Annotated in this window: 16 protein-coding genes and 1 tRNA gene; 10 read left to right on the top strand and 7 right to left on the bottom strand. The window is 65.2% G+C overall.

The window, feature by feature from the left end:
* Window positions 1–8 precede the first annotated feature (8 nt).
* The 5 genes from XH87_RS33950 to XH87_RS33930 are packed head-to-tail and all read left to right on the top strand — an operon-like array spanning window position 9 to window position 3,678.
* Entirely contained in the window at window positions 9–389 is a 381-nt protein-coding gene (locus tag XH87_RS33950) for a carboxymuconolactone decarboxylase family protein (RefSeq protein WP_271590566.1), read from the top strand.
* Window positions 390–394: 5 nt separating this feature from the next.
* Entirely contained in the window at window positions 395–1,174 is a 780-nt protein-coding gene (locus XH87_RS33945) for an SDR family oxidoreductase (protein ID WP_271590565.1), read from the top strand.
* A gap of 24 nt (window positions 1,175–1,198) precedes the next feature.
* On the top strand, window positions 1,199–1,939 hold the full coding sequence (locus tag XH87_RS33940; RefSeq protein ID WP_035714842.1) for an SDR family oxidoreductase: 741 nt from the start codon (window positions 1,199–1,201) through the stop codon (window positions 1,937–1,939).
* A 23-nt stretch (window positions 1,940–1,962) separates the two neighbouring features.
* Window positions 1,963–2,679, top strand: a complete 717-nt coding sequence (locus tag XH87_RS33935) for a GntR family transcriptional regulator (protein WP_271590564.1) — start codon at window positions 1,963–1,965, stop codon at window positions 2,677–2,679.
* A 24-nt stretch (window positions 2,680–2,703) separates the two neighbouring features.
* The gene (locus tag XH87_RS33930; protein ID WP_271590563.1) at window positions 2,704–3,678 is read left to right on the top strand and encodes a tripartite tricarboxylate transporter substrate-binding protein; all 975 of its coding nucleotides are present in this window, start codon (window positions 2,704–2,706) and stop codon (window positions 3,676–3,678) included.
* Between the two features lie 210 nt (window positions 3,679–3,888).
* Here the strand turns inward: XH87_RS33930 and XH87_RS33925 are convergent.
* Together XH87_RS33925 and XH87_RS33920 are read right to left on the bottom strand one after the other, a co-directional pair.
* A tRNA-Leu gene (locus XH87_RS33925) sits at window positions 3,889–3,973 on the bottom strand.
* Window positions 3,974–4,136: 163 nt separating this feature from the next.
* On the bottom strand, window positions 4,137–4,379 hold the full coding sequence (locus XH87_RS33920; protein ID WP_035714832.1) for a FliM/FliN family flagellar motor switch protein: 243 nt from the start codon (window positions 4,377–4,379) through the stop codon (window positions 4,137–4,139).
* Window positions 4,380–4,447: 68 nt separating this feature from the next.
* On the opposite strand from XH87_RS33920, the gene lipB reads away from it, so the two are divergent.
* The gene (lipB, locus tag XH87_RS33915; protein WP_271590562.1) at window positions 4,448–5,221 is read left to right on the top strand and encodes a lipoyl(octanoyl) transferase LipB; all 774 of its coding nucleotides are present in this window, start codon (window positions 4,448–4,450) and stop codon (window positions 5,219–5,221) included.
* A 188-nt stretch (window positions 5,222–5,409) separates the two neighbouring features.
* The gene (locus XH87_RS33910; protein WP_271590561.1) at window positions 5,410–6,123 is read left to right on the top strand and encodes a DNA helicase; all 714 of its coding nucleotides are present in this window, start codon (window positions 5,410–5,412) and stop codon (window positions 6,121–6,123) included.
* 50 nt (window positions 6,124–6,173) lie between these two features.
* Here XH87_RS33910 and XH87_RS33905 read toward each other — a convergent pair whose 3' ends face one another.
* Entirely contained in the window at window positions 6,174–6,596 is a 423-nt protein-coding gene (locus tag XH87_RS33905) for a tautomerase family protein (RefSeq protein ID WP_271590560.1), read from the bottom strand.
* Window positions 6,597–6,710: 114 nt separating this feature from the next.
* Between XH87_RS33905 and XH87_RS33900 the strand changes: the two genes are divergently transcribed.
* Window positions 6,711–7,586: a LysR family transcriptional regulator gene (locus tag XH87_RS33900; RefSeq protein ID WP_271590559.1), complete on the top strand. Its 876-nt coding sequence runs from the start codon at window positions 6,711–6,713 to the stop codon at window positions 7,584–7,586.
* Window positions 7,587–7,706: 120 nt separating this feature from the next.
* Entirely contained in the window at window positions 7,707–9,224 is a 1,518-nt protein-coding gene (locus XH87_RS33895) for a PAS domain-containing sensor histidine kinase (RefSeq protein WP_271590558.1), read from the top strand.
* Window positions 9,225–9,267: 43 nt separating this feature from the next.
* Here XH87_RS33895 and XH87_RS33890 read toward each other — a convergent pair whose 3' ends face one another.
* The 4 genes from XH87_RS33890 to XH87_RS33875 all read right to left on the bottom strand — a co-directional run bounded on the left by XH87_RS33890 (window position 9,268) and on the right by XH87_RS33875 (window position 14,025).
* A complete protein-coding gene (locus tag XH87_RS33890) occupies window positions 9,268–9,567 on the bottom strand; it encodes an acylphosphatase (protein WP_271590557.1) in 300 nt (99 codons plus the stop codon).
* Window positions 9,564–10,430, bottom strand: a complete 867-nt coding sequence (locus tag XH87_RS33885) for an isocitrate lyase/PEP mutase family protein (protein ID WP_271590556.1) — start codon at window positions 10,428–10,430, stop codon at window positions 9,564–9,566. The genes XH87_RS33890 and XH87_RS33885 overlap by 4 nt, the downstream gene beginning before the upstream one ends.
* Window positions 10,431–10,652: 222 nt before the next feature.
* Complete coding sequence (locus XH87_RS33880) at window positions 10,653–12,668, bottom strand: acetyl-CoA carboxylase biotin carboxylase subunit (RefSeq protein WP_271590555.1); 2,016 nt, start codon at window positions 12,666–12,668, stop codon at window positions 10,653–10,655.
* A gap of 265 nt (window positions 12,669–12,933) precedes the next feature.
* Window positions 12,934–14,025 (bottom strand): zinc-binding metallopeptidase family protein, encoded by a 1,092-nt coding sequence (locus tag XH87_RS33875; RefSeq protein ID WP_271590554.1) that lies wholly within the window; start codon window positions 14,023–14,025, stop codon window positions 12,934–12,936.
* A gap of 216 nt (window positions 14,026–14,241) precedes the next feature.
* Between XH87_RS33875 and XH87_RS33870 the strand changes: the two genes are divergently transcribed.
* A complete protein-coding gene (locus XH87_RS33870) occupies window positions 14,242–16,719 on the top strand; it encodes a PAS domain-containing hybrid sensor histidine kinase/response regulator (protein WP_271590553.1) in 2,478 nt (825 codons plus the stop codon).
* Window positions 16,720–16,944: the final 225 nt, after the last annotated feature.

Below are 16,944 nucleotides of genomic sequence, written 5' to 3'. Positions count from 1 at the left end.
AGAACAGAATGGACAAGGCGACCTACGACCGCGGTCTCGAAATCCGCAAAGCCGTGCTCGGCAACGAGTTCGTCGACAAGGCGATCGCATCCGCGGACGCGTTCAACCGCCCGATGCAGGACCTCACCACCGAGTATTGCTGGGGTTACGTCTGGGGGCGCGAGGGACTGACGCGAAAGACGCGCAGCTTCCTCAACCTGGCAATGCTCTGCGCGCTCAACCGCCCGCATGAGCTCAAGACCCATGTCCGCGGCGCGCTCGCCAACGGCGCGACCCGCGAGGAGATCCGCGAGGTCTTCATGCAGGTCGCGATCTATTGCGGCGTGCCGGCCGGCGTGGACGCGTTCCGGAACGCGAAGGAAGTCTTTGCCGAGTTCGACAAGAAGTAGCGGGCATGGCTGCGATGAAGGGCAAATGGGCACTCGTGACCGGCGCAACGGCGGGCCTCGGCTTCGCCGTGGCGGAAGGCCTCGCCGGCGCCGGCGCCAACATCGTCCTTCACGATATCAATGCGCCGAAACAGGCCGCGGATGATCTCCGCGCCCGCTTCGGCGTCGAGGTGATCGCGGCCGGCGTCGATCTCGCCCGGCGCGAGGCGATCGAGGCCATGATGGCCGATCTGCTCGACCGCTGCGGCGCCGTCGACATCCTCGTCAACAACGCCGTCGTCAGGCATTTTGCGGCCATCGAGCGGTTTCCGCCCGAGCGCTGGGAGCAGGCGCTGGCCGTCAACTTGTCGGCGCCGTTCCATCTGATCCGGCTGGCGCTGCCGGCGATGAAGCAGCGCGGCTGGGGCCGCATCATCAACATGGGCTCGATCTATTCGAGCCGCGCGGTCGAAGACCGCATCGACTACGTCACCACGAAGACGGCGATCGCAGGGATGACCCGCGCCGTGGCGATCGAGACAGCCCGCAGCGGCATCACCTGCAACACCCTCTGCCCGGGCACGCTGCCGACGCCCGCCATCCTCAACAAGATCGCGACGATGGCTTCGAATGGCGGTCGCCCGGTCGCCGACGTCACCCGCGACTATCTCGGCGAGCGCCAGCCGACGCAGCGCTTCGTCGAAATGGGCGCCGTGGCGGCCATGGTCGTCTTCCTCTGTGGTCCTGCCGCAAACGACATCACCGGAGCCAGCCTGCCGATCGACGGCGGCTGGTCCGCCGCATGAGTCCATTGGAATGGGAGTGTTGCGATGACTGAACAATCGGGCCAGACCGTCGTCCTGACTGGTGCCGCCGGTGGCATGGGGCGCGCCATCACCAAGGCGCTGCTGGAAAGCGGCCGCCGCGTCGTGCTGGTCGACCGCGACGCCAAGGCGCTGCAGGAGCTGGCGGCCACCGCCGGCAGCGCCGTATTTCCGATCCAGCTCGACGTCAGCGATGCGCAGGCCGTGGATCGCCTGCCGGAGGCCATCCCGGCGCATTTCAAACCGGTCGACGTTCTCATCAACAATGCCGGCCATGACATCGGCGGACGGACGCGATTCGACGTCGGCTCCGCGGACGACTGGTCGAACATCATCCAGACCAATCTGATCGGCCTGATGCGCGTGACGCGCGCGCTGCTCCCCGACATGGTCCGACGCAACGCCGGTCATGTCGTCAACATCAGCTCCATCAACGCAGTCCGTATTGTCCCGGATATGGCCGCCTACAGCACCAGCAAGGCGGGTGTGCACATGTTCACCGAGACCCTTCGGGGCGAGCTGGCGGACACCGCGATCCGGGTGACCGAGCTCCAGCCCGGCCTGACCAGGACCAACATCATCCTGACCCGCTACCGCGGCGACAAGCAGAAAGAGAGGGACTATTTCGACCAGTTCAGGATGGCGCTCGAGCCGGCCGATATCGCCCGTTCGATCGTCTTTGCCCTTGACCAGCCCGCCCACGTTCAAATTGCCGAAATGATGATTCTGCCTGTAAACCGGTATTGAATCATTCCAACCAAGGCCCGGACATGGAAAGACGCCGCGAATTGCAGTCGACACTCCGCATCGATGACGTACCGACCGTCCGGGCGATGGTGGCGCAAAAGCTGCGCGAGGCGATCATGTCCGGCACGCTGAAACCGGGACAGCGTCTGGTCGAGCGCGAGCTCTGCGAGATGATGGGCGTCAGCCGCCCCTCGATCCGGGAAGCGCTGCGTGCCCTCGAGGCCGACGGATTGGTCAATACGGTCCCGCACCGCGGCCCGGTGGTTTCCACGATCAGCCTCGAAGAGGCCCGGCAGCTCTACGCGGCGCGCGCCGTGCTCGAAGGCTTTGCCGGCCGCGAATGTGCCAGGCTTCACGATCCGGAAGTGGCTCGCCGGATCGGGAAAGCCCTGACGCGGCTGAAGGCTGCCGCGGCCAAGCAGGATCTCGTCGGATGCCTGGAAGCCAAGACCGATTTCTACGCGGCGCTGATCGGCGGCTGCCGCAACGCGTTCATCGAGCGCATGCTCAAGCCGCTCCACGACCGGATCCAGCTGTTGCGGATTACCTCGATGTCGCAGCCGAAGCGGATCAACAAGAGCCTGCGCGAGGTCACCGCGATCTGGCGCGCGATCCAGAATGGCGATGCGGACCTCGCCGAGCGCTGCTGCGTCGACCACATCAATGCGGCTGCGGTGGCCGCGCTCGACATGATCGAAAAATCGTCGGCAGCCAAGGAGGCGGCGCCTTCCGACGACTGAAACATTGCCGCCAGGGAGTGTTCGATGACGTATCTCGTACGATCGCTGATCCTGTTCCTCCTGCTCTATCCCGGCGGCGCGGCCATCGCGGACGACTACCCCGCCCGCCCGATCACGATCATCGTGCCCTTCTCCGCCGGTGGTCCCGGCGACGTGATCGCACGCATCCTCGGCAACGCCATGAGCGCGACGCTGAAACAGTCCATCGTGATTGAAAATGTCGTCGGCGCCGGCGGCACGCTCGGCACCAACCGCGTCGCCAAGGCGGCCCCTGATGGCTACACGCTGCTCCTGATGCATGTCGGCCAGGCTACTGCGCCTGCCCTCTACGCCAAGCTGCCGTTCGATCCGGTCGGAGATTTCGCGATGATCGGGCTCGTCACCGACGTCCCGATGATCCTCGTGGCGCGGCCGACCTTTCCAGCCAAGGACCTCAACGAGCTCATCGCACACATCCGCAACGCCGGCGACAAGATGACCTTCGGCAATGTCGGTCTCGGCTCAGCCTCGCAGCTCTGCGGTTTGATGTTCATGAGCGCGACGCATACCAAGCTCACCCCAATCTATTACAAGGGCGGCGGGCCGGCATTGAACGACGTCATCGCCGGCCACATCGATGTCTATTGCGATCCCGCGACCGGGCCGACGCCCTATATCCAGTCGAACACGATCAAGGGCTACGCGATCACCAGCAAGAAGCGCGTGGCGACGCTGCCTGGCGTGCCGACCTCGGCTGAAGCCGGCGTTCCGGCGTTCGACGTGACGACGTGGTATGGTCTCTACGCGCCGCGCGGGACGCCCAAGCCTGTCGTCGAGCAGCTCGTAAGCGCGCTGCAGACGGCGCTGAAGGATCCCGCGCTGGTCAGCCGCTTTGCCGAGCTCAGCATGGCTCCAGTCGAGCCCGAGCGCGCGACCCCCGAAGCCCTCGAAGCCTTCCTGAAAGCTGAGATCGGCAAATGGGGCCGGATCATCAAGGCGGCTGGAATCGAGCCGCAGTAGAGCGGGCGTCAAGCAGGCGACGAGCGGCTCGCGAAAGCACTGCTCAGACAATCGACGGTCGCAAATTCGGCTGCTGCGATGCCGCTCGAAATATGAAGGATGGGGCGCAGCTCCGAGACATGCGCCCGGTCGATTCCCGATTTGCGTCGGAACGCCGTCATCTCCGGGCCGCGACCGGAAATCTCAATGATTTCAGAGAAATATGAGGCTTGGTGCGCTCGGAGGGACTCGAACCCCCACGGTGTTACCCACTGCCACCTCAAGGCAGCGCGTCTACCAGTTCCGCCACGAGCGCTAGGAGATGCCGGCCTGAGGTCTTTAGGCTGGCCGGATCAGCGGCCGCCGATCTAACAAATCCATCAGGGGGATACAAGCCCGCAAAGGTCCCGAATTCCACAAGCTTGGCAGGAAAGTTGCGGCCCTTCTCCCAGGGATCGGGCCTATCGGTGCCCCGCCCGCTAGCGCGTGCCGGCCGTGCGCGGCAGCATCTGTTTGACTTCGACCGCGATCCGGTTGCGGTCCACCAGCACGACGCCGGAAGCAACGGGCAGATTATTGGCCAGGACCTTGACCTCGTCGGCCTCGGTAGCATCCAGCTCGATGATGGCGCCGCGGGAAAGACGTAATACCTGATGGATCGGCATGGTGGTCGTCCCGAGGACGACCATGAGATCCACGGTGACTTTGTCGAGAGTGGGCACTGTCAGGACCGCCGCAACTTGGGACTCTTCATTTGCGCCTGCGATCATCACCACGTTATGGTTAGCCAATGGTTAATTCGCCTCAAAACCCCCGCCAAAACCAGCGCCAAGACCAGCGCCAAGACCAGCGCCAAGAGCTCGATTTGAGTTCGTTTTCCGCCGCGGGCGGCGAGCCCGTCGAATGGCTTATCTCGGACGCTCCGGTGCCCTATCCGGACGCGGTGGCCGCCATGGAGGCCCGGGTCGCCGCGATCGCGGCGGGCGAGGCCCCGGAATTGGTCTGGCTGCTCGAACACCCCCCGCTCTACACCTCGGGCACCTCGGGCAAGCAATCCGACCTGCTCGATGCCCGCTTCCCGATCTTCGCGACCGGGCGTGGCGGGCAGCTCACCTATCACGGGCCGGGCCAGCGGGTGGCCTATGTCATGCTGGACCTCAAGCGCCGCCGGCCGGACGTTCGGGCCTATGTCGCGAGCCTGGAGGAATTGATCCTGCGCACGCTGGCCGCCTTCAACATTCGCGGCGAGCGCCGCGAGGACCGGGTCGGCGTCTGGGTCAGGCGGCCCGACAAGGGAGCGGATCACGAGGACAAGATTGCGGCGATCGGCGTCCGCCTGAAGCGCTGGGTGTCCTTCCACGGCATCGCCATCAATGTCGAGCCGGAGCTGTCGCATTTCGCCGGCATCGTGCCCTGCGGCGTCGCCGATCCCCGCTATGGCGTCACCTCGCTGGTCGACCTCGGCCAGATCGTGACCATGGCCGACGTCGACATCGCGTTGAAGCAGGCGTTCGAGCAGCTGTTCGGGCCGACCACGGCTCTGGTGCCAGAGGCCGCCGCCTGACGGACACACACACCGGTCCGTTCTCCGCAGATGCAGAATCGGCTACGCTCGATTCCGGCGTCGCCCGCGCCTCCCCCCTCCGCCGGGAAAGCAGACTTCATGCCGGGCGAATTGATCATCGGACCGACTGTTCGAGCGCTCGGCATAAGGAGGGATTGCGATCATGCTCGCAATGGGAGGTTCTCACGATGAGACTGTCTGCGCCGATCTATCATCTCAAGCGCAAGGCGAAGCGCCTGTCCCGCGAGGACGGCATTCCACTCCACGACGCGCTTGACCGCATCGCCACAACGGAAGGGTTTTCCGCCTGGAGCCTGCTCGCGGCGAAAGCCGCGGCGGAGACACCGGCCGGCAAACTGTTTCCTCGATTCCGGCCGGGAGACCTGGTGCTGGTCGGTGCGCGCCCCGGTCATGGCAAGACCCTGATGAGTCTCGAACTTGCGGTAGAGGCCATGAGGAAAGGCGGCCGTTGCGCGTTCTTCTCGCTCGAATACACCGAGAGAGACGTTCTGGACCGCTTGCGGGCAATCGGCGCAGACCCCGCACAGTTCGACACCTTGTTCGAGGTCGATTGCTGCGACGCGATCAGCGCCGACTACATCGTCAAGCAGATGGCGGCCGCCCCGCGCGGCACATTCGTCGTGATCGACTATCTGCAACTGCTCGACCAGCGGCGGGAAAACCCCGACCTGACCGTTCAGGTGCGCGCCCTGAAATCCTTCGCACGCGACAAGGGGCTGATCGTCGTCTTCATCTCGCAGATCGACCGGTCCTATGACCCATCACTCAAGCCCTGTCCTGATCTCAGCGATGTCAGGCTGCCGAACCCGCTGGACCTGAAGCTGTTCGACAAGACGTGCTTCCTCAACAATTCCGAGGTTCGGTTCCGGGCGGCGAACTGACGATCCCTCTGAACCGGTCGCGGGTGAGATTGCTCACCCGCGACCAGGCATCACGCCGCCTGCAGCGAAACCTCGAGCTTGCCGGCGATGTAGCGCCGCTCCTGGGTCAGGCCGCCAAAGCCGTAGGCGTCGCCCTTGACCTCGTCGACATGCAGGTAGGTCTCCGGATGCAGCGGACCCAGGATCTCGGCCATGCGCTTGAACATCGCAGCGAGATAAGCCGCCTTCTCGTCCTTGGTGTTGGTGCCCTCGGTGACGTGAATGTCGATCCAGTAGCTTGCAAGCTTCTGTTCGGCAAGCGACTTGCCGCCGGCGAACCAATCGCTGGCATCCACGGACTTCACGATGATGGCGGTGACCTTTGGATCCTTGTGCAGGATCCTTGCGGTGAGTTCGGACACGACATTGGCGATGTCGGCCTTCAGCGACGGCGATTGGCGGGATGTGGCGTAGGACACGGTGATCAGGGGCATGATGGTTCTCCTCAGGATGCCGCGCGGATTTTTGCGGGGCGTTGGTGAGAAGCTAGACCTGCGGGCCTCATTTTGATATCTTATCTATGATAATATTAGTGATAACAATGTATAATGAAAGCCGCACTCGACATCGCCACGGTCCAGGCCTTCCTGCTGGTTGCCGACCTCCAGAGCTTTACCCGCGCGGCCGAAGCGCTCGGCACGACGCAGGCAGCTGTCAGCCTCAAGCTGCAGCGGCTCGAGGCATTGCTCGGGAAACGTCTCGTGGAACGCTCGCCGCGCGCGGTCCGGCTCACTGCCGATGGCGCCGCGTTCCTCGATCGCGCCCGCGCGCTCATGGAAGCGCATGACCGTGCGCTTTCCGGCGAGGCTTCCGCCGTGCAGTCGCTGTCGCTCGGCATTTCCGATCACGCCGCAGGCCCGGAGCTGGTGCCGCTGCTCGAACGGCTGCACGCGATGTCCGCGAATCTCACCCTCGCCGTCACGGTCGGCTTCTCGCGCGAGATGCAGGATGCGTATGACGCGGGCCGCTTGGATGCGGTGATCGTGCGCCAGGAAGGCAGCCGCCGCGGCGGCGAAAAGCTAACCGAAGACGAGTTCGGCTGGTTCGCGGCACGGCGCTTCGCACTCCCAAGCGGCGAAGCACTGCCGCTCGCAACGCTCGCCCCGCCCTGCGGCGTCCGCGCCATCGCCATGCGCGCGCTCGACAAGGCCGGCATCGCCTGGCGCGAGCGATTCGTCGGCGGCGGCGTGACGGCGGTGGTCGCCGCTGCGCTTGCCGGCCTCGCGATCGCACCGCTGGCGCGGCGGATCGCACCTCCGGGTTTGATTGATATCGGGCCCGCGTACAAGCTGCCGGGACTCGGCAGCTCGAAGGTGCTGCTGCATTCGAGAGTCAGCGATCCCGCCAGACTCGCGGCGCTGCGCGCGGTGGCCGCGATGTTCAGGAGCGTGGCGACCAGCGAGCAGCCAGTCCGCCGAGCCTGATCGCCCCCTGCATACTTTGTGCGAGGCCCTTATACGGCTCAAGATATTGCCTAAAAATGTCCCATGGAGCGGAACAAATCCGCCGCCTGCGGCGTTTGCCCCCGTCGAGGCGGGGTCCGAATGACCAAAAAGTTCAGTCAACAGAGAGACTTGTTCGAGAGCGAGCGCAGTTTCCGGCTGTTGGTTGAGGGGGTTGCCGACTACGCCCTCTACATGCTCGACCCCAAGGGGATCGTCACCAGCTGGAACATCGGCGGCGAACGCATCAAGGGCTATTCGCCTGAGGAGATCCTCGGCCAGCATTTTTCTCGTTTCTACACCGAAACCGACCGCGCCAACGGCAAGCCCGCGCGGGCGCTCGGTATTGCGCGGGAAAAGGGCCGATACGAGGAGGAAGGCTGGCGCGTCCGCAAGGACGGGACGTTCTTCTGGGCCAGCGTGGTGATCGATCCGATCTACGAGGACGGCGCGCTGATCGGCTTCGCCAAGATCACGCGCGACATCACCGAGCGTCGCAATTCCCAGCTCAAGCTCGAGGCGATGCAGAAGCAGCTCGCCGAGTCCCAGAAATTCGACGCACTCGGACAGCTCACCGGCGGGGTTGCCCACGACTTCAACAATCTTCTGATGATCATCAGCGGCAGCCTTCACATCCTGAAGAAGAGCGCCGCCGACGACCCCAAGCTCGAGCGCGCCACGTCCGCGATCGAGACCGCGACCAAACGCGGCGCCGCGCTGACGAACCAGCTCCTCACCTTCGCACGGCGACAGAGCGTCAACCCGCAGGCGATCGATTTCGCCGAACGCGTCGCGGCCATCCGCGAGGTGCTGCTCGCCGGCGTGGGCAGTTCCGTGCGTCTCGCCTTCGACATCCAGTCCGACACCTGGCCGATCAAGGCCGACGTCTCCGAGTTCGAGACCGCGCTGCTCAACCTCGTCATCAATGCCCGCGACGCGATGCCGGAAGGCGGCACCGTGACGGTTAGGGCGCGCAATGTCGTGCTGAACGAGACGCCCCTCGCCGGCGACTTCGTCGCAATCGACGTCGCCGATTCCGGGCTTGGAATTCCCTCCGACGTTCTCGACAAGATCTTCGAGCCGTTCTTCACGACCAAGCCGATCGGCAAAGGCACGGGCCTCGGCCTTTCGCAGGTGCACGGCTTCGCCCACCAGGCCGGCGGCACGGTGAAGGTCGCAAGCGAGCTTGGAAAGGGCACGACATTCACCATCGTCCTGCCGCGCGGCATAGATGCGCCGTCGCGCGAGGCAACGGGAGCCGCGTTCCGCGGCAGCGGCACGGTGCTGCTGGTCGAGGACAATCCCGACGTCGCCCTGGTCAGCATCGGTCTTCTCGAGCAGCTCGGCTACCAGGTGCGCCGGGTCGCCGATGCCGAAGCGGCATTGCGCGAGATCGAGAGCAACGGCGTCGACTTCGTGTTCTCGGACATCGTCATGCCGGGCAAGATGGATGGGCTCAGCCTCGCCCATCGCCTCCGCCAGATCCGCCCTGGCCTGCCGATCCTGCTTGCCACCGGTTACAGCGAGGTCGCCGCCGGTGTGCGCGGCGATTTCCCGATCCTGCGCAAGCCCTACGAGATCCATGAGCTGAGCGAGGCGATCGCGAAATTGCCGCGGTGATTTCCTCTTCGCCTCTCCCCGCGTGCGGGGAGAGGGAGCAGACCTACACCGTCGGCAGCACCGAGAATGTCTCCCCTGCCCGACGCAGATTGAGTTCATCCGCGCTCGCGGTTTCACTGGTGACACTGTCGACGCGCGAGGACGGCGGGCCGTGGCGGCACAGCGCGACCATGTCGGCAACGTGCTTCGGCGCGCCAGCGAACAGCGCTTCCACGCTGCCGTCGCGGCGGTTGCGGACCCAGCCTTCGAGGCCGCTCGTCGTCGCCTGATACTCGACCCAGGCCCGATAGCCGACGCCCTGCACGCGTCCGCGGATCATGACCTGAAGAATCGCCCGGCTCACTTTTTCGGTTCCAGGACGTCGGCGCTGCGCGCCCTGACCTCGCTCTCGCGCATGACGTGGGCCATCAGCTCCGACGATGCCAAACCCTCGAGGCTTTTCGGCGCCGTGCCCTCGCGCAACGCCTTCTGCGTCTCATAGACGGCCTGCGTCGCGGCGGCGATCGGTGCATGGCCCTGCAGCGCGATGCGCACGCGCTGGCTCGCAAGGTAATCGAGCGCGTTCAATTGCTCCGGCGCGCCGCCGAGCACGATCGGCAGGCGCGTGGCGGATGCGATGGCCTCGAGCTCGGCGCGCGACTTGATGCCCGTGAAGAACAATGCATCGATCCCGGTGGCCTCATAGGCCCTGGCGCGGCGGATCGCATCCTCGATCGAGGTGATCGCGGCGGCGCCCGTGCGGCCCATGATCACCAGCGACGGGTCGCTGCGGCCGCCAAGCGCCGCCTTCATCTTGCCGACGCCTTCCTCGATCGGGACCAGCTGCGACTTCGTCTCGCCAAAGGCCGCCGGCAACAGCGTGTCCTCGATGGTGAGGCCGGCCGCGCCCGCCATCTCCAGCTCCTGCACCGTGCGGCGCACGTTGAGCGCATTGCCGTAGCCGTGATCGGCGTCGACCAGAACGGGGAGTGTTGCGGCGCGCGACATCCGCCGCATCTGCTCGGCAAGCTCGGTCAGCGTGATCAGCGTGACGTCGGGATCGCCGAGCACGGCGAGCGAGGCCACTGATCCCCCGAACATGCCGAGCGGAAAACCGAGGTCCTCGGCAATGCGGATCGAGATGGCGTCGTACACAGAGCCGGGATGGACACAAGCCCCGCCCGACAGGACGGAGCGTAGTTTCTCGCGGCGGGAACGGAAGGCCATGGGTGCTGTCTCGGTCAGGTCACGGAGGCCACAGCATACTCCGTCATTGCGAGCGACGGAAATATGGCACTCTCGTGCCCCGGACGCAGCGCAGCGCCCTTCAGCGATGCGCTGCAGAGCCGGGGCCCATGCTGCTGAGCGAAATGCTAGCGATCTGGGTCCCGGCTCTGCGAAGCAACGCTAATGCGTTGCATCGCGTCCGGGACACGAGAGTGGGCTTCGTTACGCAAACTCCAGGATCAGTGCGTCCACCGCGAGCGTCGAGCCCGCGCTGGCATGGATCTTCTTCACGGTGCCGTCCTGCTCGGCGCGCAGCACGTTCTGCATCTTCATGGCTTCGACCACCGCCAGCGTCTCGCCGGCCTTGACCTCCTGCCCTTCGGTCACCGCGATCGAGACGATGAGGCCGGGCATCGGGCACAGCAGCTTCTTGCCGGTGTCGGACGCCGTCGTCACCGGCATCAGCCGCGCCGAAGCCGCTTCCGCCTCGGTCCAGACATAGACCGGCACCTCGACGCCCTGATGCGCCAGGCGAATGCCGTTGGCGATCGGGCGTGTCTGCACCGCGACGAAGTGGCCGTCGATGGTGCCCTGCCAGACCGGATCGCCCGGCTTCCATGCGGACTGCAACAGATGCGCATTGCCGACCTCGCCGTCGGCATCGACGAAGCGGATCGCGATCGCATCGCCCTCACGCGCGACCTCGAGCGAGATCTCCTGGCGATCGAGCCAGACCGCGCGGCGGCGCTCGCGCTGCACGACGCGGCCGCCCATCTGGCCGGAGATCTGGCGTTTGCGCTCGCCGAGCACGTGATCGATGGCGGCGCCGACCGCGGCGATCCGACGCGCGACCTCGCCTTCGGGCACGCGCACCGCAAAGCCCTTGGGGAATTCCTCGGCGATGAAGCCGGTCGAGAGCCGGCCCTCGCGCCAGCGCGGATGATGCATCAGCGCCGACAGGAACGGGATGTTGTGCCTGATGCCGTCGACGTAGAACGAGTCCAGCGCGGTGGCCTGCGCCTCGATCGCAGCCGCACGCGACGGCGCATGCGTCACGAGCTTGGCGATCATCGGATCGTAGTGGATCGAGATCTCGCCCCCTTCCTGCACGCCGGTATCGTTGCGGATGGTGATGCCGTCCTTGCTGGCCTCCGCCGGCGGGCGATACTTCACGAGCCGCCCGATCGAGGGCAGGAAGTTGCGGAACGGGTCTTCGGCGTAGAGGCGGGATTCCACCGCCCAGCCCGTCAGCGTGACGTCCTTCTGCGCGATGGCAAGCTTCTCGCCGGCGGCGACGCGGATCATCTGCTCGACGAGGTCGATCCCGGTGACGAGTTCCGTGACGGGATGCTCGACCTGGAGGCGCGTGTTCATCTCCAGGAAGTAGAAGCTCTTGTCCTGTCCCGCCACGAACTCGACGGTGCCGGCGGAGTCGTAGTTCACGGCCTTGGCCAGCGCGACCGCCTGCTCGCCCATCTTGCGGCGGGTGGCCTCGTCGAGCAGCGGCGACGGCGCTTCCTCGATGACCTTCTGGTTGCGGCGCTGGATCGAGCATTCGCGCTCGCCGAGATAGATCACGTTGCCGTGCTTGTCGCCCAGCACCTGGATCTCGATGTGGCGGGGATCGACGATGAACTTTTCGATGAAGACGCGGTCATCGCCGAACGAGGCCTTCGCTTCCGCTTTCGCCAGCCCAAATCCCTCCTCGACCTCCTGGGTCGAGTAGGCAATCCGCATGCCCTTGCCGCCACCGCCGGCGGAGGCCTTGATCATCACGGGATAGCCGATCGCGTCGGCGATCCTGACCGCGTGCCTGGCGTCTTCGATGACGCCGAGAAAGCCCGGCACGGTCGAGACGTCGGCGTTTGCCGCCGCCTTCTTGGACTCGATCTTGTCGCCCATCGCCGCGATCGCGCCCGGATTCGGGCCGATGAAGACGATGCCGGCCGCCTCCAGCGCGCGCGGAAACGCCTCGCGCTCGGACAGGAAGCCGTAGCCGGGATGCACGGCTTGCGCGCCGGTCTTGCGGCAGGCCTCGACGATCTTTTCGATCACCAGATAGCTCTCGGCCGCAGCGGGCGGGCCGATCAGCACGGCCTCGTCGGCCATCTCGACATGGAGGGCATCGCGGTCGGCCTCGGAATAGACCGCAACCGTCTGAATTCCCATCTTGCGGGCGGTCTTGATGACCCGGCAGGCGATTTCGCCGCGATTGGCGATCAGAATGCGTTTGAACATGCTTTTCTTGAGTCTCGACCTTGGGCGGGACCCGTCTCCTGGCCGTTGGGGGCCTATGGGACGGGCCGTGTGGCCCCCGTGGTACATCAAAATGGGCCGGAGGCAACGGTCTAAATCCGGGGCCTCTGGCGTACCAGCGCAAGACCGAAATGGGCCGGCGAGCCCTAACGCGCGATGCGATCAGGATGAAGCGTCATCGCGCTCTAGGTTATTGTTTAAGCATAATCTTTTCGGAAAGCCGCTGCGCACTTTTCCGGATCATGCTTTAGGGACGCCGTGCCGCGTCCAGGGGCTTCCCGGCCTTGGCCACGTCCCGGACCAGGCCGTGAATGAAGCCGAGCTTGGCGACCACCACGGGCGACAGGATGAAGGGATAGAGGTCGCGCAGGCCCATGGCGCGGTTGACGCTGTTCATGGCGAAGGTGAAGGGCAGCCATGCGTTGACCAGCGCCTCGACGTCCCTTGCCTCGTAGGGGTCGAAACGGATGCGCGCCGTCAACTCCCCGTCGCGATCGACCTTGGGGCGCACCTCCATGCCGAACTCGGCGGCCATCTCCAGGGTGTCGACGATGTGGAGGTAGTGCGCCCAGGTCTCGGCGAAGTCTTCCCAGGGATGCATCGTGGCGTAGGCCGAGACGTAGCTCTGCTGCCAGTCGGGCGGCGGGCCTTCGGCATAATGGCGCTGCAAGGCCTGACCGTAATCGGCCGCATCGTTGCCGAACACGGCGCGGCACGGGTCGAGCTTGCCGCCGCCCTGCACCAGCACGTCCCAGAAATAGTGCCCGACCTCGTGGCGGAAATGTCCGAGCAGCGTCCTGTAAGGCTCGCCCAGCTCCAGCCTGCGCCGCTCGCGCTCGATGTCGTCGGCTTCGGTCAGCGCGATCGTGATCAGGCCATTGTCGTGGCCGGTCATGACCGTCTCTCCGCTGTGCGGATCGTCGGCGAGGAAATTGAAGATCAGGCCATGCTCGGGATTGTCCCGCCGGGACTGGAGCGGCAGCTTCCAGCGGATCAGGGAATAGAATAATCGGTGCTTGGCCACCTCCAGCTCACGCCATCCGGCGAGCTGCGCCGGATCGGAGAGGTTCGGCACCGTCCCATTGTGGCGGCAGGCGCGACAATAGCCGGTGGTATCGCCTGTGTCCGTGAGCCAGTTGCAGGCATCGTACTCGGCATTGCGGCACAGCATCCGGCCTTCGCCATTGTCGGCCAATGTCCTCCAGGTTTCTCCGTCGGGCTCGATCGCCGACATGGTCTCCTTCTCCGGCAGGAAGGCGACACGATGGCCGCAGCGTTCGCAGGCACGATTCTCGAAATAGAGAACGTTGCCGCAGGCCTGACAGACGAAGAGCTTCAAGATCTAGCCTCTTTGGAAAGGGATTCTTATGAGAGTTGGCACCTCGCGAAGACGCCTCGATCAGCCGATCGTTCCAGTGTCCGGAACAAATTGCCAGACCAGACGTTGCCACCGCGCAGTTTTCGGCGTTCAGGCACGCTCGCTCTTATTTCCCGATACTTTCCCCTCTGAAACGATGGCCATCGCGTTCCGTCTGTGTGAATATCGGTCCGGCACGTGCGCACCCGCATCACAACGGCCGATGCCTTGAACGATCCCTTGCCCGAGACCATCGCCGCCGAAAGGCTGCGCCAGCACCTCGAAGACATCGCACGCGAGCGCGACAACGCCTATCGTGCGCTGCAGGAGCGCGAGGCCGAGCTCGCGCGCATCCAGCGTATCGGCAAGGTCGGCGGCGTCGAGGTCGATTTCCGCGAGGGCTTCAAGAACCGCCGCTCGCCCGAATATCTGATCATCCACGGCCTGCCGCCGGAAGCTGCCGAGGAGTCGCACGAGGATTGGGTCAATCGTATCCATCCCGACGACCGCGAGGCAACCGTCAAGCATTTCTTCGAGGCTCTCGCCGGAACGAGCGAAGACTACGTTGCCGAATACCGCATCATCCGTCCCAGCGACGGCGAGACCCGCTGGATCCGGGTCGTCGCCAAGATCGAGCGCGACAAGGACGGACGCGCCATTCGGCTCGTCGGCGCCCACATCGACATCACCGACCAGATGCTCGCGCGCGAGACGCTGCGCGAGAGCGAGGAGCGCTTCCGGCTGATCGCCGACAGCGCGCCGGTGCCGATCTGGGTGACCAAGCTCGATCGCAAGCGGTCCTTCGCCAACCAGGCCTATGTCGATTTCGTCGGCCTGCCGTACGACCAGGCCATCGATTTCGACTGGCGCAAGGTGTTGCATCCCGACGACCTTCCGCACGTGCTCCAGCAATCCGTCCAGGGCGAAGCGTCCCTCAAACCCTTCGTGCTGGAAGCGCGTTACAGGAACGCAAGCGGCGAATGGCGGTGGCTTAGATCGGAATCGCAGCCACGCTGGGACCCGACCGGCAAGCATATCGGCTTCATCGGCGTCGCCCACGACATCACCGTCGCCAAGCAGGCCGAGATCGAGCTCAGGCAGCTCAACGAGACGCTGGAACAGCGCATTGCCGAGCGCACCGCCGAGCTCGAATCCAACGAGGCACGGCTGCGCGCGATCCTGGAGACCAGCAATCAGTATCAGGGCCTGGTCAATCTCAGAGGCGAGCTGCTTTACGCCAACAGGACCGCGCTGGACGGTATCAAGGCGGGCTCTTCGGATGTGATCGGAAAGCTGTTTTGGGACACGCCCTGGTTCAGCGCGACGGAGGGCATGAGCGCGCTGGTGCGCGAAGCCTTCCACACCGTGCTGAGGGGTGAAGCGGTCCGGCTGGAGATGCGCCTGCGCCTTCCCGTCGGCGAGCGCGATTTCGACTTCGGCATGCGCCCCGTGTTCGACCGCCACGGCAACATCACCGGTGCCGTGCCCGAGGCCGTCGACATCACGGAGCGCCGCCGCGGCGAGGAAGCGCTGCGGCAATCGCAGAAGATGGAGGCGATCGGCCAGCTCACTGGCGGCGTCGCCCACGACTTCAACAATCTCCTCACCATCATCCGCTCTGCCACCGACTTCCTGCGCCGCCGCGAGCTGCCGGAGGAACGTCGTCGCCGCTACGTCGACGCCATCTCCGAGACGGTCGAGCGCGCCTCCAAGCTGACCGCGCAGCTTCTGGCGTTCGCGCGCCGCCAGCCGCTGAAGCCGCAGATCTTCAACGTCGGCAGCCAGGTCGAAGGCGTGGCGCAGCTGGTCCGGCCGCTGGTCGGCGCCCGCATCGAGATCGCCGTGGAGGTTCACGATGCCGACTGCTTCACCGTAGCCGACATCGCCCAGTTCGAGGCCGCGCTGATCAACCTCGCCATCAACGCCCGCGATGCCATGGATGGCGAAGGCCGCCTCACCATCGCCGTGCGCAAGGTCCCTGGGATTCCGAGCCTGCGCGCACAATCGGCGCGCGGCGGCGACTATGTCGCCATCTCTGTCACCGACACCGGCAGCGGCATCGCGCCGGAGCATCTCGATTCGATCTTCGAGCCGTTCTTCACCACCAAGGAGGTCGGCAAGGGCACAGGGCTCGGCCTCAGCCAGGCCTTCGGCTTCGCAAAGCAGTCCGAGGGCGACATCGCGGTGACGAGCACGCAAGGCAAAGGCGCGACCTTCACCATCTATCTGCCACAGGCGCGAAGCCCGGCGACGGACAAGGAAGCCGCGGCGCTGAGCCACGAGGCTGCGGCGACCGGGCGAGGCTATCGCGTGCTCGTGGTCGAGGATGACGACGAAGTCGGCCGTTTCTCGACCGAACTCCTGGAGGATCTCGGCTATGTCGTCCGCCGCGTCGCCAACGCGAACGCGGCGCTGGTGATCCTCGGCGAGAACGAATTTGCCGTCGACCTCGTGTTCTCCGACGTCATCATGCCCGGAATGAACGGCGTCGAGCTTGCCGGCATCATCCGCGAGCGCTATCCCGGCCTGCCCGTGGTGCTCACCAGCGGCTACAGCAACGTGCTCGCCGAAAACGCCCATCGCGGCTTCGAACTGATCCAGAAGCCGTATTCGGTGGAATCGCTGTCGCGGATACTGCGCAAGGCAATCACGGAGAAGCTCTCGGTGGCACGGTGAGTGTCATGGGCATGAGGCGGCGCCTTGCATTCCGTCATTGCGAGCGTAGCGAAGCAATCCGGCTTCTTTCCGCAGCGGCAGCCTGGATTGCTTCGTCGCAAGAGCTCCTCGCAATGACGGCGCCGGCGCGCCGTCCCGAGACCCGGCATGGCGCCTTGCAGGCGTACGGGAAGACAGCGGTTCTCGCATCGGTTATCGCTGCCGAATGAATCCCCTGCATTCGAG

The organism is Bradyrhizobium sp. CCBAU 53415 (assembly GCF_028128735.1).
Taxonomy (GTDB): domain Bacteria; phylum Pseudomonadota; class Alphaproteobacteria; order Rhizobiales; family Xanthobacteraceae; genus Bradyrhizobium.
Note: the sequence above shows the minus strand (reverse complement) of the source record. Positions and strands in the feature narration are given on the sequence as shown.